Below are 22,153 nucleotides of genomic sequence, written 5' to 3' on the forward strand. Positions count from 1 at the left end.
AGGCGATCGTAGTTCCCACGCTCCTGTTGCGCCCGAAACCGGCGCCGTCTACTTGCCGGAGTAGTCGATGATCCGCGCCAGTTCGCTCCGCAGTTCGCCGCGCGGCACGACGCGATCGACCATCCCCGTCCTGAGCAGGTACTCGGACCGCTGGAACCCCTCGGGAAGTTCCTGCTTGATCGTCTGCTGGATGACCCGCGGTCCGGCGAAGCCGATCAGGGCCTTCGGCTCGGCCAGGATGACATCGCCGAGCATCGCGAACGACGCGGTGACACCGCCCGTGGTCGGGTCCGTCAGCACGCTGACAAAGAGCCCGTTGGCGTCGCCGTGCCGTGCCAGCGCGGCCGACGTCTTGGCCATCTGCATGAGCGACAGCCCGGACTCCTGCATCCTCGCCCCGCCCGAGCACGACACGATAATCAGCGGCAGGTCCCGCTCGGTGGCCGACTCGATGGTCCGGGTGATGGTCTCCCCGACGACACTCCCCATCGACCCCATCATGAACGTCAGGTCCAGGCAGCAGAGCATCGCGGCCCGGCCCTTGATGAACGCCGTCCCCGCCTTGACCGCGTCCAGCGACCCGGTCCGGAGCTGCTCGCTCATCAACCTGTCGGGGTAGGTCTTCAGGTCCTTGAAGCGCATCGGGTCCACCGGGGAGATGTTCGTGAACATCGCCTCGAACGAGCCGGGATCGGCCAGTTGCTTGATCCGCTCAGCGGCCCCTATCCGGTAGTGGTGGCCGCACTCGGGGCAGACGTGGAGGTTCGCCTCCATCTGCTTCCGGTAGATCATCTGGCCGCAGCCGGGACAGCGCAGCCACAGCCCTTCGGGAATGACGGACTTCTTGGCCGGCTTCAGCTCGGTCCACGTCCGCGTTGTCGCCTGGGTCATCATTAAGTTCCTGCCACGCCCCCATGCATGCAGCCCGGTCGTTCAGCAGCCGGGCCCGCGAACGCGAATGGGGAGTTTAAGCGACGGTCATCGGTCAATCAAAGCCAGTTCCAACACTACCAATCGAAATCCTTACTCTCCCCGGAGCGCCCGGATGATCCGTGGTCGATCGCCCGCCGGCACGCCAAACACCGCCGAAGCCGCCACCATCACGTCACACCCGGCCCCCCGGACCTCGGCGGCGTTCTCCGGCCGAATGCCGCCGTCCATTTCCAGCCGCTGGGTCGTTCGGAGCCGCGGACGAATCTGAGTCGCCTTGTCCAGCGTCTCGGAGATAAACGCCTGACCGCTGTATCCGGGGTTGACCGACATCACGAGGATGAGGTCCGGCTCCGCGAGCACGCCCAGGATGTCGGAGACCGGTGTCGGCGGGTTCAGCGCCAACCCGGCGGTGCACCCCGCGTCGTGGATCCGCCGAACCAGGCTCGCCACCCCCTGGGCCCCCACCGCCTCGATGTGAAACGTGAGGTTGTTGGCCCCCGCCCTGGCAAACGGCTCCACGAACCGATCCGGCTGCGACACCATCAGGTGAACATCAAGGAACGCGTCTGGAAACTCCCGCCTCAGCGACCGGCACATGTCCGGCCCCATCGTCAGGTTCCCCACGAAATGGCCGTCCATGACGTCCAGGTGCAGCAGGTCGGCGCCGCCATCAAGCACGCCGCGGCAGTCAGCCCCCATGTGCGCAAAGTTCGCGGAGAGGATCGACGGAGCAATAAGCGGCAGTCGATCCGGCAGGACGTCCGTGAACAGGTTCCGCATGACCGCAGTCTACCCGTCGCTCCCTCGCTCCGCCGTGCACCGCCGCCGCGCGCAGCGCCCCGGGCCCGTAGAATCTGCGGTCAGGAACACCGATATTGGATGGAGTCCGATTCATGCCAGGCCAGACCGCCAAAGCGGGCCCGACTGCACCGACCCTCGAAGCCATGCGGGCACGCCTCGCCGAAATCGGCCAGGACCACGTGCTCCGCTTCTACGACTCGCTCTCGCCGGCGGAAGCGGCTGGGCTTCTCGCCCAGATTGCCCAGATCGATCTCGCCACGATTCCTTCGCTTGTGAGGGACTTTGTCCTCGGCAAGCCGGCCACAGCGGACCATTCGCATATCGAACCCGCGCCCTTCTTCCCCGCCGATCCCTTGAAGCCCCACGGCGGAACGTCCCGAACCTGGGATGCCGGCGCCTGCCGCAAGTCCGGCGAAGCCCTGCTCCGCGCCGGCAAGGTCGCCTGCTTTACGGTCGCGGGCGGGCAGGGCTCCCGGCTCGGGTATGAGGGTCCCAAGGGCTGCTATCCCGCCGGCGCCGTTACCAACAAGCCGCTGTTCCAGATGTTCGCCGAGCAGATCCTGGCGGCGTCGAAGCGATACGGGCACGCCATTCCGTGGTACATCATGACCAGCCCGCTGAACCACGAGGCCACCGTCTCGTTCTTCAGCGAGCGGGACTACTTCTCACTGCCCCGGGCCGACGTCCGATTCTTCCCGCAGGGCGTCATGCCCTCCTTCGACATGGCCACCGGCAAGATGCTGCTCGCTTCGCCGGGCGAACTCGCCACCAACCCCGACGGCCACGGCGGCGCCGTCAAGGCCCTGCAGGTCTCCGGCTCGCTCGCCGACATGCAGCGCCGCGGTATCGAGCACCTGTCCTACTTCCAGGTCGACAACCCGCTTGTGCGATGTGTCGACCCCGCGTTCCTCGGCCTCCACGTCGGCGCGGGGGGCTCGGACTCCTCAAAAGAGGTCTCGAGCAAGATGATCCCCAAGGCCTACCCGGAAGAGAAGCTTGGCGTCTTCTGCTCCGTCCACGGCCGGGTCGAGGTAATCGAGTATTCCGACCTCCCGGAGCGGCTGCTCAGCGAGCGGACGGAGCAGGGCGAACTCCGGTTCCTCGCCGGCTCGATCGCGGTCCACCTGTTCTCGGTCAGCTTCCTCCAACGGCTTGCGGCCGATGCCGGCCTGCGCCTCCCGTACCACCGAGCCGAGAAGAAGATCCCGCACGTCGACCTGTCCACCGGCAAGGTCGTCAAGCCATCGCACAACAACGGCGTCAAGCTCGAGCGGTTTATCTTCGATGCGCTGCCGATGTGCAGGCGATCCATTGTCCTGGAGACGGACAGGATCGAGGAGTTCGCCCCGATCAAGAACGCAACCGGCGTGGACAGCGTCGAATCGTGCCGGCGAATCCAGACGCAGCGCAACGCTCGGTGGCTCGCGGCGGCCGGTGCCGCGATACCGCGCACCGCCACGGGCGAGCCGGATTGCACCATCGAAATCAGCCCCCTCACCGCGCTCGAGCCGGCGGATGTCCGCCCCCCGGCCCACGCCATCGGGCCGGGCACGAGCCTCGCCCTGTGACAGCCCGCCTGCGGCCACCGGCAACCGGTGCGGCGCCCCGCCCATGATCGACCGATTCGCCCGATTCCCGGCCGACCTCGCCCGCCGCGCCCGGCACGCGCACCTCGCCGGCCACATCCCGGCGCTGCTTGCGCACCCTGATTGGAGCACCCCTGCTCCGACAGTCATCTGGCTCCACGGCAGGACGGTCAACAAGGAACTCGACCCCGGCCGGTACCTGCGCTGGATCCGCGCCGGCATCGCCGCCTGCGCGATCGATCTCCCGGGCCATGGGGAGCGAGCCGACCCCGACCAGCAGCAACCCGATCACACCCTGGATGTTCTTGGGCAGACCGTTGCCGAGATCGATGCGGTCATCGAGGCCCTCGCCGACCCCTCCCACGCCGGGGTCTTCGACCTTGATCGCCTGGCGATCGGTGGCATGTCCATGGGCGGCATGGCCACACTGCGGCGGCTCTGCGAGCCCCACCCGTTTGCCTGCGCCGCCGTCGAGTGCACCACGGGCGACCTGCACTCCCTGTACTTTGGGCCCCGCGCCGATGGCGAGACACCATGGCCGGTCCGCCACGACCCGGCGCGCGTCGAGCAGGTCGACCCGATGGCCCACATCGATGACTCACCCGGGTGGTCTCCTATTCCCCTCCTGGCCTTGCATTCTGAGGCCGACAGGGTCGTCCCCTTCAACTCGCAGCGGCGTTTCATCAGCGCGCTCGCCGATCGCTACCGCCGCATCGGCGCCGATCCATCCGTGATCCGACTCGTCTCGTGGCCTCAAACCGGGGCACCGGAAGAGCACTCCGGGTTCGGCCGTGTTGCGAACGAAGCCAAGAACGTCCAGACCGAGTTCCTTGTTGAGCACCTCCGGCCCGCCCCGCGCGCTGAGGAAGCCCGCCCGAACCCCGCTGCCGAGAGACCCTGAGATGCCCCGATACACCAGGACCCGTCGTGTCGTTGTCGCCGCCCTGCTGCTCGCGGCCGCCGTGCCGTCCCTCGCAGCGCCCCCGACCGATGAGCAGATCACCATCGCCATCGAGCAGTTCCAGCGGGCCTCGTCCGAACTGGCCGGCTCATCGCCCGATGGGCAGATCTCACCCAAGCAGCGGAAGGAGCTGGCGGACAAGGCGATGGCGCAGATCGACCTCGCCCAGATTTCGACCGAGCAACTCGAAAGCCTCCAGGCCGCCGATCTCATGGGGCTCTCATCCCGCCGGCCCGAGTTTCTCGCCCGCCTCAAGGAACTCTCCCAATCTCCGGACGCCTCCGGCGCCGCGGCGGCCTCCATGCGCCTCCATTTCCTCCGGGGGCTGCCGCGCCAGGAACAACTCGAGATGCTCCGCGCCGCCCTCACCCACCCGGGCCTTGCCGACGCCTACAGGGCCGGTCGCGCCGAGGAGACCCTGATCGCGATGCGCGGCATCCCGAAGTCCGTCCTCGATGATCTTCGCGATGTCGTCCTCGGCCTCGGCCCCGTGTTCACCGGCGAGACCGCCCCTGAAATCGTCGCCCGCACTCGGGCCCTGCTCGACGCCGCCCTGGCACTCTCGCCCGAGGACGCGGCCGCCCGCGAGCCCCTGCGATCGAGCCTGAGCGCCGCCATCGCTGCCGCGCAACCCCGGGTGCCCGCCGAGGACAAGTCCCTTGCGAACTCCCTCGACAACCTCCGGACCTATGTCGACGGCGCCTACGCCAAGGGGGAGCTCATCGGCCACCCCGCGCCAGACCTTGACATCACCTGGTGCAGCTCCGATCCACCGATCACCTCCCTCTCGCAGTTCAAGGGGAGCGTCCTCGTGCTGGAGTTCTGGGCCAACGCCGACCGCCACTCCATCGAGAGTTTCGCCGACATCCGATCGCTCCTCGACCACTACCAGGGCTCCCCGGTGGTCGTGCTCGGGGTCACCGGAGTTCAGGGCTTCTTCGCAACAGGCGAGACCGACGCGGACGGCAAGGCGGTGCGGATCGACACCTCCGGCAACCCCAGCCGCGAGTTTGAACTCATGCCGTCATTCATGAAGGCAAGGGGGGTCACCTGGCCGGTGGTCGCCGCGAGCCAGGGCGTCTTCAACTCCGACTACGGCGTCAGCGCGGTCCCGCACCTAGTCATCATCGACCCCAAGGGGATCGTGCGCCACCGTGCCGTTCACCCCAACTCGAAGATCACGCCCCTCGCCGAGAAAACCGCCATGATCGACACCCTGCTGATCGAAGCCGGTCTTCCCGCTCCCCCACCGCCGGCGTCGCCGCCGTCCGAATCGCAGCCGGCCGCCGGCCCGGACCAGCCCAGCCCATAGACCGCTTCACACGCTCGGCCGCCGCCCCGCGCGGCGCCATGCGCTGACCTGCCCCAGGTGCCCCGACTCGTGATCGATCATCAGGTGAACGATCGCATCGCCCACATACGGGAACCTCTGCTTCCACCGTTCCAGCGGAATCGGCGCCGCCAGCACGGCGGACTCGGCCTGTTCGAGCACCCGTGCCAACTCGTCGTGCAAGCGCAAGTACGTGTCCATCAGCGCCGCCTTGCGCGGATACTCCGCGATGTCGTTCAGCGGCCTGGAATCGCGCCCATACCGATGCTTGATCGGATCCTCGAACGACTGCCCCTGCAGGATCGCGGCGAGCACGGGCGGGTACACGCTGATGTGGGAGAACACCCACGCCGGGTGGTTCATCGTCACGCCCGGCACCGGCTGCGACACCATGTCAGCATTGGAGAGGTCCGCGACAAGCCTCGCCGCATAGTCGCGTTGACGGTCCCACGTCCGCAGAATCGCTGAGACTAGTGGATCGCTCATCGATGCCCCCTTCGGTTAGCGACGGGCCGCCTTCTTCTTGGCCGCCGTCGTCTTTGAAACCCGTGCGGCCGGCCGCGTGCGACCCGCCGACGACGTCCTCTTCCCTGAACCGACCCGCCCGTTGCGCGACGCCTTTTTGGCGGCACCCCCGCCGCCCCCTTTCGTCATCAGCCGCATGAACCTCCCCAGGGTCTTCTCGTTCTCGATCGACATGATCACCCGGCCCAACTCCGCGCAGCGTTGCCTCCCCACCACATCCTGCCCCAGCGCCGTGAACTTGACGCCGATCTCCTCCTCGGTCATCGGATCCCGCGGGTCGCCCTTGGGCACATCCACCCGCTTGGAGAACGACCGCCCGTCCGTCGTCGTGATCGTCACGCGGCTGGGCTGGAACTTCGGGAACAGCGCCTCAAACTCGTCGTTCGCCACCACCTTCACCTTGTCCATCACCGGGATCAGGCCCCGGTCCATCACCCGCTCCTCCTTGAACTGCAGCGGAGTCACCATCCCGTCGACCAGCCCCACCGCCATGCAATACGGCAGCGAGTGGTCCGCCGTTTCCTTCGAATCCGGGCGGTACTTGTGCGGATCGCCGAGGATGTCCGCCGCGCGGGCGATGACCTCCACCCGGATCTCCGCCACCTGCTCGGCCCGGACGCCGTTCTCCTTCACGCACTTCATCATCGCCGTCAGCGGCGCGTGCGACAGCGCCTCGATCGGGTACGACTTCATCCCGCAGTCGATGATCTTGTAGTGATCACCGCGGGTCCGCGGCAGCCCGCCGACCAGCTTGTCCGAATCAAACCGCGCCGCCTGTCCCTTGTACTGCACGTGGCCGAACACCGCGTACAGCCCCTCCTTGCCGTCGATGATGTGCTCCGGCCCGGAATACCCGCGCGCCGCGAGCATTGCAGACTCCACGCCCATCCGCGTCGCCCACGGGTCCACCGTGTTCTTCATGTTCGTGAGCTTGCCCGCCGTCACCGCCCCGGGAGAGAACGTGCGCGCCGCGCTGATCCCCATCGCCGCGACGTGCTGCGCCGGCGTCAGCCCCAGCACCCGCCCCGCGGCGAGCGGCGCCGCGAACGCCGTCAGCGTCGCGTGGTGCCAGCCGTACTCCCGCACACCCGGAACCCCCGCTTCGCACAGCCGCATCTCAACCTCGTACGCAATCACCGTCGCGACGATCAGGTCCTTCCCGCCGAGCCCCTTGTACTCGCACAGCGCCAGCGGCCCCGAGATGATGTCGCTCGGATGGCACGGGTCCGCCTTCCAGTAGATGTCGTTGTAGTCCATCGCCCGGATCATGTGCCCGTTTAGGAACGCCGCATCCACCGGGTTGGTCTTGAACCCCGACACGAACGCCGTGCATCGACCTCTTCCGGCCGCGGCCATCTCCTTGTGGTGCGCGAGCAGGATGTGGGCGTCTTCCTGCTGGCTGCCGCCCAGCGCGCACCCGAACGAATCGTACAGGAAGAGCTTCGCGGCCCTGATCGCCGCGGGGCTTAGGTGCTCGTACCGCAGGCCGCTGGCCCACTCCGCCAGGTCCATCGACAGGTAACGCTTGCTCTCGGTGTGGCCGGAGGCCATCGTGCTGCTCCTGGTTTTCTCGCGTGTGCCCGGTTCTCGCCGCGACATGCTCGCCGGCGCGTCGCGGAACATGGTACACGGAGCGGCATCGGGCGCCTATCAGCGGCTCACCGCCCGATCATGAACACTCGTCGCCAGCCTGCATCGGCACAGGATCGCCGCTTCCGCCTACCCCGCATACCTCGCGACCTCCTTCGCCACCTCGATCGTCGTGTTCTTCCCGCCCATGTCGTACGTCTTGACCTTCCCCTCCTTGATGACACGGGCCACCGCGCCCTCAAGCCGGGTGGCCTTGTCCGACTCCTTGAGCCAGTCCAGCATCATCTTCGCGGTCAGCAGCATCGCGTGCGGGTTCACCTTGTACTGCCCGGCGTACTTGGGCGCGCTCCCGTGCGTCGGCTCGAAGACCGCGTACGTATCGCCAAGGTTCGCCGACGGCGCAAAGCCCAGGCCTCCCACCAGCCCCGCGCACAGGTCGCTCACAATGTCGCCGAACATGTTCTCCGCCACCAGCACCGAGTAGTCCTGCGGGTTCTTGAACATCCACATGCAGATCGCATCGATGTTCGCCTCGTCCGCCCAGATCCCCGCGGCCTTGTACTCCTCCCCCAGCTTGCGGAAGATCCGCGTCATCAACCCGCCCGTCTCGCGGAGCACGTTGGGTTTTTCTACCAGCGTCACCCGCTTGCGCCCCGTCTTCTTCGCGTACTCGAACGCCTGGCGGCAGATGTTCGTGCACCCCTGCACGCTCACGATGCGCGTCGACAGCGCCACGTTCTCCAGCCCCTTGTCCTTCCACGGCTTCATCTTCGGGTTGGCGCACAGCGCCGTGTACACCCCCTCGGGCAGCGGGAAGAACTCCACGCCGCCGTACGACCCCTCGGTGTTCTCGCGGAAGACCACATGGTCGATCATCACGTCGTTGCCCGATGGATTGGTGATCCGGCTGCCGCGGTAGTTGAGCGGGTTCCCCTCGTAGCTCTTGCACGGCCGCATGTTGGTGTGCAGGTTGAACATCTGCCGCAGCTTCACGATCGGCGAGAAGTAGACGAGCTTCTTGTCCTTGAGTTCGGGGGCCAACTCCTCCTTCGCCTCGTCCTGCGGCTTGCTCGTGATCGCCCCGAACAGCCCGCAGGTGGTGTTCTGCAGCACCTTGATGCTGCGGTCCGGCAGCGGGTTCCCCTCCTTGCACCAGAACTCCCACCCGATATCGCAGTGCACGTACTCCGCATCGAGCTTCATCGCGTCGAGCACGATGCGGGTCGCCTCCATCACGTCGTTGCCGATTCCGTCACCGGGCATCCAGGCGATCGAGTACTTGGCCATTGAACGTCGCTCCGCGAAGGGGTATCGGGACGGAAACAGACCGAGGAACCAGTATACCAGAAGCGAGACTCTCGCCCCCGCTACCGCGCCCGCTGCATCCGCCACGATTCCGACGCCGCCGCCCCGTCGCGCGTCCCCTCCACCCGCACATCCATGAACCCATCGGGCCGCATGGAGTACGAGATCCGGTTCGGGAAATCGTGCTTGGGATTCTCAAAGACCAGCCGCGCCGGCGAAGTCCCCCGTTCCACGAGCCGGAACGGCGTCGGCGGGCACCGGCCCACCGGGCTCGCCAGGTACACCACGCCATCGGGCCGCCACTCGATCCGCAGGTACTCGAAGAACACCGTCTTCGCCGCCGTGCTCGGCGGTGCCGGCGAGATGGTCCGCCCCGTCCCCAGCATGGTCCCCGCGCTCGGCGCCGTCCAGTGCTCCTCGACGCGGTCGCCATTCTCGTCGAACGCCACCCAGGACCCGGCGAGGAACGCCAGATCGGCAAGCCTCGGATCGTCCGCGACCAGGGCATTGGTCGCTACCTCCACCCCCGGCTGAGACTTCGCCGGCGATGAGCACGACGGCCCCGCGGCAAGAACCGCCAGAATCGCGAGTCCGAAGCCGACACAACACCTCGACACGCCGTAGTTCATCGCAGAGTCCTTTGGCATACCACCCCCCCGAGCGTCATTCAGATCTTCAGTGGGAGCCGCGTCACTCAAGTTTGCCGTTGCAGTCGCCCCTTCACCACCGCCTCGGCGCCCCCCGCCACTACCAGTTCCTGCGCCGTCGGGCTCAGCGCCGGGAACGCGAACGTCCTGCCGTCAAACGCAACCGTCGACCGCCGGTAGTCCACCACGATCTCCCCCGCGACCACGGTCGGCGCCGACCCCCCGCCGCCCATCGACCGCAGGTGCTCCACCAATCCCGGGCACTCGAACACCACGAACCCGTTGTTGAACGCGTTGCGCTTGTACGTCTCCGAGAACGATGCCGCGATCACGCACGGGATCCCGAAGAACTTCAGCGCCGTCGCCGCCTGTTCCCGCGACGATCCGGTCCCGAAGTTCCTCCCGCTCACCACCACGTCCCCCGCCCGGGCCACCGACCGCAGCCCCGGGTCGTAGTTCTCAAAGATCACCGCCGCCATCTCCTCCGGCGTTAGCTTGTCGTTGTACGTGTGCTTCCCCGCGAAGATGCCGTCGGTGTTCAAGTTGTCCCGGTCAAGCCACAACACCCGCCCGCGGATCGTCTCCGGGAAACCCTCGATAATCGTCACCGATCCCGCGCCGGCCCCCGCGCCCGCCGCGGCCACGACCCGCGACGACCCGCCCACCGCAACATCCGCGAACCGCTCCGGCGCACACACGTACCCCGCCACCGCGCTCGCCGCGACCACCGCCGGCGACCCCAGGTACACCTGCCCGTTGCGGTCCCCCATCCGCCCCTCGAAGTTCCGATTCGTCGATGAGATCCCCACCTCCCCGGCCTTGATCGTCCCGGCGCCAAGGCCGATGCACGTCCCGCACCCCGGCGGCAACTCGACCGCCCCCGCCTCCAGCAGCGCCGCCCAGTGCCCATCCGCCTGCGCCCGCGACTGCACCTCGGCACTCGCCGCGGCCAGGTAGAACTCCACCCCCGACGCCACCTTCTTGCCCCTCACGATCCGCGCCGCCTCCGCGATGTCCTCGTACCGCGCGTTCACACACGACATCAACCACGCCTTGTTGATCCGCACCCGCCTCGCCTCGATCTCCGGCAGCGAGTGCATCGTCTTCACATCGTTCGGCCCCGACACGTGCGGCACGATCGTCGACAGGTCGATCTCCAGTTCCACCGCGTACACCGCGTCCGCATCCGCGCTCAGCCTCGCCCCGTGTGACGCGGCCGAATCGGGCGCACCCCCGCCGCCCGCTCCCGACCACCACCTCTCAACATCCTCTCGCGTGTACGACCCCAGCGACCCCGCTCGCCTCACGCCCGGCCGGCGTCCCCGCGCGAAATACTCGGCACGCCCCAGCAGGTACTCCCGCAGCACGCCGTCGAACGGGAACACCCCCGCCAGCGCCCCCCACTCCGTCGTCATGTTCGCGATGGACATCCGCTGATCCATCGAGAGGCACCCGACCCCCTCCCCCGCCGGCGCCCCCGCAGCGCTCACGAACTCCACCGCGTGGTTCAGCACCTCGTCCTTGTTGAACAGCCCGCACAGCGTGACGATCACGTCCTTCCCCACCACGCCCGACCTGAGCCTCCCCTTCAGCACCACCCGCGCCACCGGCGGCACCTGCCACCACGTCACACCCGTCGCCCAGATCGACGCCGCATCCGTCCGCACCACCGGCGTCCCCAGCGCCCCCATCGCACCGTACAGGTTCGAGTGCGAGTCCGATCCCACCACCAGCGACCCCGGCACCACATACCCCTGCTCGACCATTACCTGGTGCGAAATCCCCGTCCCCGCCGGGTAGAAGTCCACCCCCATCTCGTTCGCGAACGACTCGATCTTCGCGTACTTCCCCAGGTTCTCCGGCGTCCGGTTCTGGATGTCGTGATCGATCGCGAACACCGGCTGCCTCGGGTCATGAACGCGCAGCCCGGCCCCTCCTCCGCTCCCCTTCATGATCTCCTTGAACTTCGGGATCACCGCGCCCGTGTTGTCGTGCGTCATCACGTGCTTCGGCCGGATCGTGATAAAATCCCCGGACCGCACGCCCGACCCCGGCCCCAGTCCCACGGCGTACCGGCTCGCAATCTTCTCAACAAGCGTCTGCGGCATGTGGTGTCCCCGAAAACCGGAATGGTAATCGAAGGAACCCTTCGCGGGCAGCCCGGCCGCGCACAGCGCCATGCCACCGCCCACCCGCACCGCCTCAAAATACTCAGATCGTCAACCGGACGTGCTACCGCACCGTCCGGAACCGCCCCAGCACCGCCCGCATCCCCACGCCCGACGGCTTGACCTCCACCACCCGCCGCCGGCTCGGGAGCGCTGCAATCGCTTCGACCACGGTCTCGAACCCGCCCGCCGGATCCAGCCCATGGGCCAGCCACCGCGCCCAGTGTGCATCGAGCTTCTTCACCAGCCGGTCCGCAGGGATCAGCGGCGCCTCGGCCCGCAGCCCCGTAATCAGCTGGTACCCGATCTCCACCACCGACCGCACCTCGTCCCGCGCCAGTTCCGCGTCCCCCGGCCCCATCCCCCGCATCGCCCGGTCCAACCCGTACAGCTCAACCAGCAGGCTCCCACGCCGATCAATCAGCACATCCCCCAGCCCGATCGGACCGTGCCGCACACCCACGGCGTGCGCCGACTCGACCGCTTCCAGCAACTGCGTCACCGCCCGCTCCGCCTCATCCGGCGACAGCTGGCCGCCCTTCTCCCTCACGTGCCGCGCCAGCGTCAGCACATCTCCCGCAGCGCCGGGGAACGGCGTCACCAGCCACGGCCGGTACGCGATATCAAACGCGAACTGCTCGATCGGAAGCACATGGGCATGATCGACCCGGGCGATCTGCTCCACCGCATCCAGGAACCGCCGCTGCGACGCCTTGTCGCGGCACGTCGGGAACCGGTACAGCAGGTGACTCGTCTGCTCGACATCGTGCAGGGCCAGACACCGCTCCGCCAAGTCACAGCGCTCAAGGTCTCGTGTGAGGACGTACGGCCCGAGGCGTGGAAGGTCTGTCAGATCAACCATTCGGCCATAGTCCCTGGTGCCCCACGGTCCCGCCGCGTCACCATGACGCATATCGGAACCCATCCGGACGTCCCGCCAAAACTCGAGCCCTGACGGGCGTCCAAATGCACCGACCCCAAGCTTATGCTCTACAGACTTCGAAGTGTAAAGACCCCTTCAACTTCCGAACGCCCCCCGATCCATACCCCCACCTCACCGGCCAGTCGCCAACCCCGCACGTAGACTTGTACCAAGGCCTCGCCCCCGCGGAACGGCCTGCCCGCCCCCGGCCACGACAGGAGCCTCCTCATGACCCCCCCAACCTCCTCCGCGACCCCCTCCACCCCCACCCGTCCCGCCGCCGCGGCCGGCAAGTCCACCGATCCACTGCAACTCATCGACGTCGACCACGTCCGCTTCTACTGCGGCAACGCCAAGCAGGCCGCCTACTTCTACGCCCACTGCTTCGGCTTCACCTGCGAGCAGGTCAACGACCAGACCACCGGCTCTCGCGACTCCGCCCACTACTACCTCACCCAGGGCAACATCCGCTTCGTCCTCACCTCCGGCCTCACCAAGGATCACCCCGCCTCCCGCCACGTCGCCCTCTACGGCGACGGCGTCAAGGACGTCGCCTTCACCGTCCACGATGCCGCCGCCGCCTACCACCAGGCCCTCAAGAACGGCGGCGAATCCGCCCAGGAGCCCACCGAGCTCCCCAGCAAGGACGGCACCATCGTCACCGCCGCGATCAAGACCTACGGCGAAGTCATCCACACCTTTGTCCAGCGCCCGAACTCCGGCCGTCTCTCACTCCCGGCCGTCAAGCAGGCCCACGGCACCGGCGATGGGCAGTTCATGCCCGGCTTCGCCCAGACGCGACTCTTCAAGAACCTCAACGACTACAACGCCAAGAGCCCCTGCGGCCTCAAGTTCACCGACCACCTCGTCGGCAACGTCGAACTCGGCAAGATGAACTACTGGGTGAAGTTCTACGAGGACGTCCTCGGCTTCAAGATGTTCATGTCCTTCGACGACAAAGACATCTCCACCGACTTCTCCGCCCTCATGTCCAAGGTCATGGCCAGCGGCTCGGGCCTCATCAAGATGCCCATCAACGAGCCCGCCCCAGGCAAGAAGAAGTCCCAGGTCCAGGAATACCTCGACTGGCACAACAACACCCCCGGCGTCCAGCACCTCGCCCTCCGCACCGACGACGAACTCCACTCCATCGCCGCCCTCCGCGCCCGCGGCGTCGACTTCCTCGCCATCCCCGATACCTACTACGACCAGGTCTGGAACCGCATCGAGCCCCTCCTCAAGCAGGCCGGCAAGTCCGTCAAGGAGGACCACCAGAAGGTCCGCGACCTGGGCATCCTCGTCGATGCCGACGACGAGGGCTACCTCCTCCAACTCTTCACCAAGCCCCTCCAGGACCGCCCCACCCTCTTCTTCGAGATCATTTGCCGCCGCGGCAGCCAGGCCTTCGGCAAGGGCAACTTCAAGGCCCTCTTCGAGGCGCTGGAACTGGAGCAGGAACGGCGCGGGAACCTGTAACAGAGGACTGAACGATCATGCTGTTGTGCAGCGCGGCACGCTCCGACTTGGCGCGTGCCCGCTGCATCTGATATCGTACTCCCCGGCGCCCCTGATGCCGCCCATCGCAGCACCGATCAGCCGCACTCACAGGGGTTCCACCACATGAAGCCAGTCGCAACGGCCCTGCTCCTCTCCGCCACGCTCGCGTTCCTGCCCGGCGTCTCAACGATCGAGGCCCAGGCGAGGCCCTCCGACCTGCACGCCGTAAGCCCCACGCCGCTGGCCCAACCCGAACAGCCAAAGGCCGAGCCGGAGGACATCCTGCCCAAGGGCCGGCGTTGGCGCGGCGTCGATTCCAAGAGCATCACCCGCAACGTCGTCGTGACCGAGCGTTCGGTGAAGGACAACACCGCCACACTGGCCATCAAGAACTCGCGAGAGGTGTACACACTCTTCCTTGCGGTGAAGGGATCGGAGATTAAGGTGATCCGAGCCGAGCGAAAGGTCAACGGCCGCTTCACAGACGGCGACCCGGCGCCGGAGTACTCGGTCCGCATCGATAAGAAGGGCGTCCTCTACATCTCGGGCAACGGCCACTTCGACGCCCCGGGTGCCAAGGTCAAGAACAAGGTGTTCCCGCTCAATCTCACCTGCAAACCCGTCAGCGCGGACGATGACGGCAACGCAGGCAAGGGCAAGAAGGGCAACAAGAAGAAAAAGGGCGGCAACGACAGCGACGCCGGCACGCAGGACTGATTCCGATCGGGGATTGCTTCCACCTCGACCGCTCGGCTCTCACCGCAGCGTTTCGCCAGTGGTTGAGCAGCCGCACTCGCTGCAAACACCCCCGCTCCGCGGGTACGCACACCTCTCGCACAGCCCGCGCCGTCGGCGGCTCCGCCGACAGATCGCCCCGCACACGGCGACGACCGCGAACAGCGACAGGCCATACACAAGCGTGTTGACCACAAACCCGCCCCACAGCGGCCTGAGCGGCAACCTCACACTTCGAACCGCAACACCCCGGTCATATGGGCCCAGCCAGCCGTCGGACTCGAACCACGACTCCGGCACAAGCCACAACACCGATCTTCGATCAAAGTACACCATCGACAACATCGGAAGCCCGGCGCAGTCAACGATCGGCTCTGGCGGGAGTGGCAGTGGAATGTCACCCGGCACGTGCCGAATCCGTGTAGTGCCGCGGTACACCGCCCGCCCAACCCCCTGCTCCACACGAATGCCCGTGGCCTCCGCCCACTTACCCTGAACCGCAACGGGCCAGCCCTCGACCCCCGTGCTGCAACCGACCCCTGGCGCTGCCATCGATGCGCACGCCCACGCCACCAGCACATTGACCACCGCGCCAAGCGCGAGGCAGACGCTCGCAATGCGGATCATCTTCATCAACGCCCAGCCTACCACAGCCCACCGCGCATCCGACGTCGCGATCTACAGTGTGCTCAAGGAGAACATTCTTCTACGCCCATGCCCCCCACCCCCACCACCCTCGCCGACTCCGCCGTCGCCGCCGCCTCCAGCGACCCCAAGGGCGACCTCGACCAGGCCCGCCGCGACATCGCCCAGGCACTCGCCGCCGCGCCCACCGACCTCCACATCCTCTTCCTCGCCTTCCAGTTCTACTTCCGCTCCGGTGACACCGACACCGCCGAGCGCCTCGCCCATCGCCGACTCGATCTCGCCCCTCCGGACTCCGCGCACGCCGCCCGCGCCCTCGCCAACCTCGGCGTGCTCGCCCACCACCTCGCCCGCCTCGACGAGGCCGAGTCCCACCTCACCCGCGCCCTCGACATCGACCGCCGGCTCGGCAACCAGGAGGGCACCGCCCGCGCCCTGGCCAACCTCGCCCTCGTCCCCGAATCCCGCGGCGACCTCGACCGCGCCGAATCCCTCTACCTCGAGTCCATCGCCATCGCCGAGCGTCTCGACGGCCCCGCGCCCCAGAAGATCATCGCCGGCGCCCTCGCCAACCTCGGCGACATCGCCCAGGCACGCTCGCTCCCCGACAAGGCCCGCGACCTCTGGACCCGCTCCGCCGCGATCTTCGATCACCTCGGGGTCACCATGTGGCGCAAAGACTTCGAGCGCCGCTGGTCCGAACTCGACCGCTCCGACCTATCGTGACGGGCCCGCCACCTCATTAACACCACGAACCGGAGCCCCGCCATGCCATCCTCCGTCGCGGCGTACGCAGCGCAGTCCGCCACCACCCCGCTCGCGCCCTTCGGAATCACCCGCCGTGATCCCGGGCCCACCGACGTCCAGATCGACATCCTCTTCTGCGGCGTCTGCCACAGCGACCTCCACTTCGCCCGCAACGAGTGGGGCATGACCGCCTACCCCGTCGTCCCGGGCCACGAGATCCTCGGGCGCGTCACCCGCGTCGGCGACAAGGTCCGCAAGTTCAAGGTCGGCGACACCGCCGCCGTCGGCTGCCTCGTCGATTCCTGCCGCACCTGCCCCAGCTGCTCCCGCGGCCTCGAGCAGTTCTGCCAGAACGGGCCCGTCTTCACCTACAACGGCCCCGACACCCACCTCGGCGGCATGACCTTCGGCGGCTACTCGCAGCAGGTCGTCGTCGATGAGGCCTTCACCCTCAAGGTCCCCACCTCCCTCGATCCAGCCGCGGCGGCCCCCCTGCTCTGCGCCGGGATCACGACCTACTCCCCGCTGCGGCACTGGAAGGTCGGCAAGGGCCAGAAGGTCGGCATCGTCGGCCTCGGCGGCCTCGGCCACATGGGCCTCAAGTTCGCCCACGCGATGGGCGCCCACGCCGTCCTGTTCACCACCTCTGCCGGCAAGGCCGAGGACGCCAGGCGATTCGGCGCCGACGAGATCGTCATCTCGAAGAACCCCGCCGAGATGACCCGCCACACCGGCAGTTTCGATTTCATCCTCGACACCGTCTCCGCCGAGCACGACCTCAACGCCTACCTCTCCCTGCTCAAACTCGACGGCACCCTCGCCATGGTCGGCGCGCCCCCCAGCCCACTCCCCGTGAACGTCTTCAACCTCCTCATGCCGCGCCGCCACCTCGCGGGCTCCCTCATCGGCGGCATCGCCGAGACCCAGGAGATGCTCGACTTCTGCGGCTCAAAGAAGATAGCCTGCGACGTCGAGATCATCCCGATCCAGAAGATCAACGAGGCCTACGAGCGGATGCTCAGAAGCGACGTCAAGTACCGCTTCGTGATCGACATGGCCTCCCTCAAGAACTGATATCCCTCGGCACTCGTTGAGCGACCCACCGCTCCCGCCTCCCGGCCTCAGCGGTCGGTCAGGCATGCCACGCGCACCCCACCTCTCAAACCACCCTCCCTTCTCGAACGTAGAATCCAAGGCATCGCCACCGACACGGGAGTCCAATCATGCCCCCGACCAACCCCCCACTCGGCGAAAAGCACTTCTTCACCTGGCTCTCCGAGCAACGCGACCGCCACGACCCCGTCGGCGCCTTCGCCAAGGACGCCTGGCAGGACGCCGCCTTCCCCCGTGGCGTCAGCAGCGGCCAGGACCTGATCACCTACATGGAAAGCCGCGGCGCCAAGCAGAACGCCGTCGAGGCCGCCAAGGAAGCCTGGATCGAGTTCGGCGGCGCCGCCGAGGACTTCACCAAGCCCGACGACGCCGTCGACTGGAACGAGCCCGACGAAGAACTGATGTAAACAGGGCCGCCCCTCTCCTCGGCAATACACACACCGTGCGGATGTGTTGCACACTGCTACGAGAGTCAGTCGCCCCCTGCGAATCCCTGTTCTCGCATAAACAGGACCACCGCAGCGACAGAGTGAGTGCGCCGTGCGCTGGCAGTACGAGGGAGGGGGTGCCGGGGGAACCGCAGGTTCCCCGGCATCAGTGACAGTGTCACGACTACTCACCACACGCCGGACTCAGGTCGCTGTTCTCTGCAGAATCCGCGACCAAGCCACCTGATGCTACTCCCGCTACCACGCACCAAACAAGGGGTTAGTCCACCACGCAACGGTCACGAAGGATAGCGCCATGGCCACAGCCATCTCCAAGTAAAACCTCCTGCGCCAGCTTGATGACACCTTCTCGTTGCGATGCGCAAACGCTCGCAGAGACACATACGCCAGAAGCACGAACGACAAACCAGTAATGGCGATTTGTGTCATGCTCTTGCGCAGCAGCACACGCTCCATTCCCTCGGATAGCGGCCTCGCCACTGCCGCGCCGGGCGCGAACAAAATGGACTTCGCTTCGTCCTGTCGGCTTCCGGCACTCCTCCAACTAACCGCCTTGTATATCGCAGTCTCCACGGCCGTCTCGCGATCCCCCACTTGCCACATGGCGATTGTGTAACGAGCTTCCGAGACGAATACCACCGAGACCAGCGTAACGAGCGAAAGCAGCACAACCAGACAACAAAGCGACAACCACGCTCCACCGAGGAGAAGCACATCCGTATCAACGACTCGAATTGCAACCGTCGATCCGCATTCGGGACAGCGGTCAGTCGAGTCGACCAACTGGTACCGACACTTCGGGCAACGCCAGGCAGAGGGTCTGGTGGATGATTCGTGCAAATGAGTACCCGAGCTGTGCCCGCTTCCTGAAGGTCCCCGCCTGTTGCCGCTGGAGCAGTCGCGGCGAAGAACACTGCGCATAGCGGGTCAGCCATCCACGCGAGTTCCACTCCGTGTACAGATCCGGTCCCGGGGGGGGAACACGGCATCAGCATACCCGCCCTGCCGAACCCTCCAAGGCCTGCTGTCGTGCGGAACACAACTCTTCCCCTTGCATATCGTCATCCGTGCGCCAAATCGCGCCACTACCCCCCTTCCCCCTTGCATCCTCGCCGTCACCCACTATGTTCCTCACATGCACCTTCGGGGAGGACCGGGACCATGGACGACTCGCAGCACAGCCCGCAACCGCAACCCTACAACTTCATCACCGAGTACCTCGCTGCGATGGACGAGGCCGACCGCCGCCAACTCGCCCGCGCCGTGCCTCGACACGAACTCGACCCCGTCCCCCCACCCTCCACCGACACCTTCGATTCCGACCTCCGCGCCGCCCGCGCCGAGTCCCTCTACCTGCTCCGCACCATTCTCCGAGTCTCCGACCACCCCGACAGCCCCGCCGATCGCGCGGCGATCCGCGAATCGCGACTCGCCGCGTGCGCCATCCTGCGCATCCGCCCCGACGGCTCAGACCCAGGCGACCGGCCGTTCCTTCGTCGGCCCCCACCGGATCCGGCGGGTCCGACGCCCCCAATTCCCGAGCAACTCGGCGACTCACCCCGTGCCTCTCCCCCAGTTTGCCAGTATCCTGCCCAGATCGGCCCCGGACTTCCCCCTGGCCCTGTGAGACCACCACATGCTCGCCTGGAAGCGAACACTGCGAACCCGGTCTTCGGAGCGATTCATCGCAACACGGGACGGCCTCGAAGTCGCCGCCGTCGACCTGCACTACCTCGACGACGGCACCGTCAGCGGAACCGTCATCCTGCTGCGGGAAGCCGGCTGGAGCGAGGAACAGGTCCCCGATCTCCTCGCCTCACTGGACGAGGATTTCCTTCCCAATGTCGATCTCGAACGCGGCACCCTGACCTACACCGTCGTCATCGGCGATGTCGTGGCGGCCTACGAAGCCACCGAGGACGACCCGGCCGAATCCTGAGCCCGGCCGCCCGCGGTGCCGACGCCATCTCCTGGACCGCCAGGGTCACCCGTTCGTCCGCTCGAACTCCCTCATGAACTCCGCGAACGCCTTCGCGCCCGCGGCGGGGAACGCGTTGTACGTGCTCGCCCGCATGCCCCCCGTCGCCCGGTGCCCCTTGCACCCGTCGAAGCCCGCCGCGCCCGCCGCCTTGACGAACTTCTCGTCCAGCGCCTCGCTCGGGCACCGGAACGTGATGTTCATCAGCGACCGCGACGCCTTCTCCGCGTGCCCCGTGTAGAACGACGAGGAGTCCAGCACGTCGTAGATCTGCTTCGCCTTTGCCTGGTTGTGCTTCGCCATCACCTCCAGCCCCCCCTGCGCCTTGATCCACTTCATCACCAGCCCGACGATGTACACCGCCGACACCGGCGGCGTGTTGTGCCGCGACCCGTCCTTCGCGTGCACGCGGTACTGCAGCATCGTCGGCACCTCCTTCGGGCACCGCTCCAGCAGGTCCTCGCGGATCACCACGATCGTCGTCCCGGCGGCGCCCAGGTTCTTCTGCGCTCCCGCGTACACCAGCCCGAACTTCGTGAAGTCGATCGGCTTGGAGTAGATGTCGCTCGATGCATCGCACACCAGCGGCACGCCGGCCGGCGGCGTTGGGTCCTTCCAGAACTCCGTACCGTAAATCGTGTTGTTCGAGCAGTAGTGCACGTACGCCGGCGACGCCGAGTACTTGGTCTGCGCCGGCGAGGGGACGTACGAATGGTTCTTGTCCGCGCTCGTCGCCGCGACGTGGAGGTTCCCGAACTTCTTGAACTCCTCCGCCGACTTCTCCGCCCAGTACCCGGTGACGAAGTAGTCCGCCGTCGGCGCCGCCCCGCCCGCCCCGCGCGGCGCCAGGTTCATCGGAATCATGTAGTTCTGGCTCGTCGCCCCGCCGGTCAGGAACAGCACCCGGTAGTTCTTGGGCACGCCCCCGATCTCCCGGAAGTCCTGCTCCACCTCGTTCCAGATCCGGTCCACAACCTTGCCGCGGTGCGAGTGCTCGAGGATCCCGATCCCCGTGTGATCGATGTCCCACACCTCCTGCTGGACCTGCCTCAGAACCTCCTCGGCCAGGCACCCCGGGCCCGCGGACAGGTTGTACGTACGGCCGGCGCTGATGCCGGTCTGGTTCTTGCTGCTCGTGGTCATCGTCGCCATGCCTGCGCTCCGGGTAAGAGTTCAGTTCACTCGATTCTCGGCCCGCCCCGTTTCCTTGTACACCCGCACGATCCGGACGACCTCCTCCGCCACCGCCCGCTGCGCCTGCTCCGTCGACGCCCCCACGTGGTGCGAGCAGTACACGCCGCCCAGCGACGCCACCTCCGGACGCCACGACGCCACCCCCTCGCCCGGTTCGTTCATGAACACGTCCAGCCCCGCCCGGATCTTCCGCCCCGCCACCGCCTCACGCAGCGCCCCATCGTCCACCACCGACCCACGCGACGTGTTGATGAAGTACGCGCCCTCCCGCATCGCCCCGAAGAACGCCCCGTCGCACATCCGCTCCGACTCGGGGTTCGCCGCGACGTGGATCGTCACCGCGTCGCACTGCGACACCATCCGCAGCAGCTCCTCCCGCGTCCGCCCCCCGTACCCGACGCCCAGGTCCAGCGCCCGCTCGGGCGTCATGTTGAGCGAGTGCGCCTGCACCTCCATGTCGAACGCCCTCGCCCGCTTGATCACCTGCCGGCCGATCGCCCCAACGCCGATCACCCCGAGCGTGAGCCCCTTGAGCCCCCTCGCCTTGGAGTACTCCTTCTTGTTCCACTTCCCCTCGCGAGCATCGGCCGTCTGATCCGGCACCCGCCGATCGCACGACAGCAGCAGCGCGAACACCAGTTCGGCCACCGCCACCGAGTTCGTCCCCGGGCAGTTGCAGACCGCGACCCCCTGCTTGGCCGCGGCGTTCGTGTCGATCGTGTCGTACCCAGCCCCCGCACGGATGATCACGCCCAGAGACGCCCCGGAGGCGATCGCCTGCGGCCGCACCTTCTTGGACCGGACGATCAGGACCTTGGGGTCCACCTTGGCGATCGCATCCGCCAGAGACTCGGGCGTCAGCTCCGGCGAGAAGACGACCTCGCACCCAAGGGCGGCGAGCCCGTCGCGTCCAGACTCCTCGAACTGATCGGCGATGAGGACCTTCACGAGCGATTCTAGCCGACGCCGGATTGAAGATGGCGATCCCGCCGGGCACAAGCCGGGCATAAACAAACAGGGCCCCGAT

At 67.0% G+C, this 22,153-nt stretch carries 21 protein-coding genes; 9 read left to right on the forward strand and 12 right to left on the reverse strand.

Annotated elements, in window-relative coordinates; all coding sequences use genetic code 11:
• Nucleotides 1-48: 48 nt before the first annotated feature.
• Both accD and rpe read right to left on the reverse strand, forming a co-directional pair.
• Nucleotides 49-891: an acetyl-CoA carboxylase, carboxyltransferase subunit beta gene (gene accD / locus KF745_02915; GenBank protein ID MBX3357357.1), complete on the reverse strand. Its 843-nt coding sequence runs from the start codon at nucleotides 889-891 to the stop codon at nucleotides 49-51.
• Between the two features lie 132 nt (nucleotides 892-1,023).
• Complete coding sequence (gene rpe / locus KF745_02920; protein MBX3357358.1) at nucleotides 1,024-1,713, reverse strand: ribulose-phosphate 3-epimerase; 690 nt, start codon at nucleotides 1,711-1,713, stop codon at nucleotides 1,024-1,026.
• Nucleotides 1,714-1,826: 113 nt separating this feature from the next.
• Here rpe and KF745_02925 point away from each other — a divergent pair, with 113 nt between their 5' ends.
• The 3 genes from KF745_02925 to KF745_02935 are packed head-to-tail and all read left to right on the forward strand — an operon-like array spanning nucleotide 1,827 to nucleotide 5,593.
• Nucleotides 1,827-3,302: a UDPGP type 1 family protein gene (locus KF745_02925; GenBank protein MBX3357359.1), complete on the forward strand. Its 1,476-nt coding sequence runs from the start codon at nucleotides 1,827-1,829 to the stop codon at nucleotides 3,300-3,302.
• A 43-nt stretch (nucleotides 3,303-3,345) separates the two neighbouring features.
• Nucleotides 3,346-4,221, forward strand: coding sequence for a prolyl oligopeptidase family serine peptidase (locus tag KF745_02930; protein MBX3357360.1), 876 nt, complete (start codon nucleotides 3,346-3,348; stop codon nucleotides 4,219-4,221).
• Between the two features lies 1 nt (nucleotide 4,222).
• Nucleotides 4,223-5,593: a TlpA family protein disulfide reductase gene (locus KF745_02935; protein MBX3357361.1), complete on the forward strand. Its 1,371-nt coding sequence runs from the start codon at nucleotides 4,223-4,225 to the stop codon at nucleotides 5,591-5,593.
• 6 nt (nucleotides 5,594-5,599) lie between these two features.
• Here the strand turns inward: KF745_02935 and KF745_02940 are convergent, their stop codons facing one another.
• From KF745_02940 to KF745_02965, 6 genes are all read right to left on the reverse strand, one after another.
• The gene (locus KF745_02940; GenBank protein MBX3357362.1) at nucleotides 5,600-6,097 is read right to left on the reverse strand and encodes a DinB family protein; all 498 of its coding nucleotides are present in this window, start codon (nucleotides 6,095-6,097) and stop codon (nucleotides 5,600-5,602) included.
• 15 nt (nucleotides 6,098-6,112) lie between these two features.
• Nucleotides 6,113-7,687, reverse strand: coding sequence for an MmgE/PrpD family protein (locus tag KF745_02945; protein ID MBX3357363.1), 1,575 nt, complete (start codon nucleotides 7,685-7,687; stop codon nucleotides 6,113-6,115).
• A gap of 168 nt (nucleotides 7,688-7,855) precedes the next feature.
• Nucleotides 7,856-9,013, reverse strand: a complete 1,158-nt coding sequence (locus KF745_02950) for an isocitrate/isopropylmalate dehydrogenase family protein (protein MBX3357364.1) — start codon at nucleotides 9,011-9,013, stop codon at nucleotides 7,856-7,858.
• Nucleotides 9,014-9,093: 80 nt separating this feature from the next.
• The gene (locus KF745_02955) at nucleotides 9,094-9,678 is read right to left on the reverse strand and encodes a hypothetical protein (protein MBX3357365.1); all 585 of its coding nucleotides are present in this window, start codon (nucleotides 9,676-9,678) and stop codon (nucleotides 9,094-9,096) included.
• Nucleotides 9,679-9,725: 47 nt separating this feature from the next.
• Nucleotides 9,726-11,786 carry a homoaconitase gene (lysF, locus tag KF745_02960; GenBank protein ID MBX3357366.1) on the reverse strand — a complete coding sequence of 687 codons (2,061 nt, stop codon included), beginning with the start codon at nucleotides 11,784-11,786 and terminating at the stop codon, nucleotides 9,726-9,728.
• Nucleotides 11,787-11,910: 124 nt separating this feature from the next.
• Entirely contained in the window at nucleotides 11,911-12,708 is a 798-nt protein-coding gene (locus KF745_02965) for a hypothetical protein (GenBank protein ID MBX3357367.1), read from the reverse strand.
• A gap of 288 nt (nucleotides 12,709-12,996) precedes the next feature.
• On the opposite strand from KF745_02965, the gene hppD reads away from it, so the two are divergent.
• Both hppD and KF745_02975 read left to right on the forward strand, forming a co-directional pair.
• On the forward strand, nucleotides 12,997-14,244 hold the full coding sequence (gene hppD / locus KF745_02970) for a 4-hydroxyphenylpyruvate dioxygenase (protein ID MBX3357368.1): 1,248 nt from the start codon (nucleotides 12,997-12,999) through the stop codon (nucleotides 14,242-14,244).
• Nucleotides 14,245-14,388: 144 nt separating this feature from the next.
• Nucleotides 14,389-14,982 carry a hypothetical protein gene (locus tag KF745_02975; GenBank protein ID MBX3357369.1) on the forward strand — a complete coding sequence of 198 codons (594 nt, stop codon included), beginning with the start codon at nucleotides 14,389-14,391 and terminating at the stop codon, nucleotides 14,980-14,982.
• Nucleotides 14,983-15,021: 39 nt separating this feature from the next.
• Here the strand turns inward: KF745_02975 and KF745_02980 are convergent, their stop codons facing one another.
• Nucleotides 15,022-15,633, reverse strand: a complete 612-nt coding sequence (locus KF745_02980) for a hypothetical protein (GenBank protein MBX3357370.1) — start codon at nucleotides 15,631-15,633, stop codon at nucleotides 15,022-15,024.
• An 81-nt stretch (nucleotides 15,634-15,714) separates the two neighbouring features.
• Here KF745_02980 and KF745_02985 point away from each other — a divergent pair, with 81 nt between their 5' ends.
• The 3 genes from KF745_02985 (at nucleotide 15,715) to KF745_02995 (ending at nucleotide 17,912) form a co-directional block, all read left to right on the forward strand.
• Nucleotides 15,715-16,371: a tetratricopeptide repeat protein gene (locus KF745_02985; GenBank protein MBX3357371.1), complete on the forward strand. Its 657-nt coding sequence runs from the start codon at nucleotides 15,715-15,717 to the stop codon at nucleotides 16,369-16,371.
• Nucleotides 16,372-16,413: 42 nt separating this feature from the next.
• Nucleotides 16,414-17,466, forward strand: a complete 1,053-nt coding sequence (locus KF745_02990; GenBank protein ID MBX3357372.1) for an NAD(P)-dependent alcohol dehydrogenase — start codon at nucleotides 16,414-16,416, stop codon at nucleotides 17,464-17,466.
• A 149-nt stretch (nucleotides 17,467-17,615) separates the two neighbouring features.
• Complete coding sequence (locus tag KF745_02995; GenBank protein ID MBX3357373.1) at nucleotides 17,616-17,912, forward strand: hypothetical protein; 297 nt, start codon at nucleotides 17,616-17,618, stop codon at nucleotides 17,910-17,912.
• A 279-nt stretch (nucleotides 17,913-18,191) separates the two neighbouring features.
• Here KF745_02995 and KF745_03000 read toward each other — a convergent pair whose 3' ends face one another.
• On the reverse strand, nucleotides 18,192-18,410 hold the full coding sequence (locus KF745_03000; GenBank protein ID MBX3357374.1) for a hypothetical protein: 219 nt from the start codon (nucleotides 18,408-18,410) through the stop codon (nucleotides 18,192-18,194).
• 1,180 nt (nucleotides 18,411-19,590) lie between these two features.
• Between KF745_03000 and KF745_03005 the strand changes: the two genes are divergently transcribed.
• Nucleotides 19,591-19,893: a hypothetical protein gene (locus KF745_03005; protein MBX3357375.1), complete on the forward strand. Its 303-nt coding sequence runs from the start codon at nucleotides 19,591-19,593 to the stop codon at nucleotides 19,891-19,893.
• 45 nt (nucleotides 19,894-19,938) lie between these two features.
• On the opposite strand, the gene serC is transcribed toward KF745_03005, so the two are convergent.
• Together serC and KF745_03015 are read right to left on the reverse strand one after the other, a co-directional pair.
• A complete protein-coding gene (gene serC, locus KF745_03010) occupies nucleotides 19,939-21,084 on the reverse strand; it encodes a 3-phosphoserine/phosphohydroxythreonine transaminase (protein MBX3357376.1) in 1,146 nt (381 codons plus the stop codon).
• A gap of 21 nt (nucleotides 21,085-21,105) precedes the next feature.
• A complete protein-coding gene (locus tag KF745_03015) occupies nucleotides 21,106-22,074 on the reverse strand; it encodes a hypothetical protein (GenBank protein MBX3357377.1) in 969 nt (322 codons plus the stop codon).
• Nucleotides 22,075-22,153: the final 79 nt, after the last annotated feature.

This window comes from Phycisphaeraceae bacterium (assembly GCA_019636655.1).
Taxonomy (GTDB): Bacteria; Planctomycetota; Phycisphaerae; order Phycisphaerales; family UBA1924; genus JAHBXB01.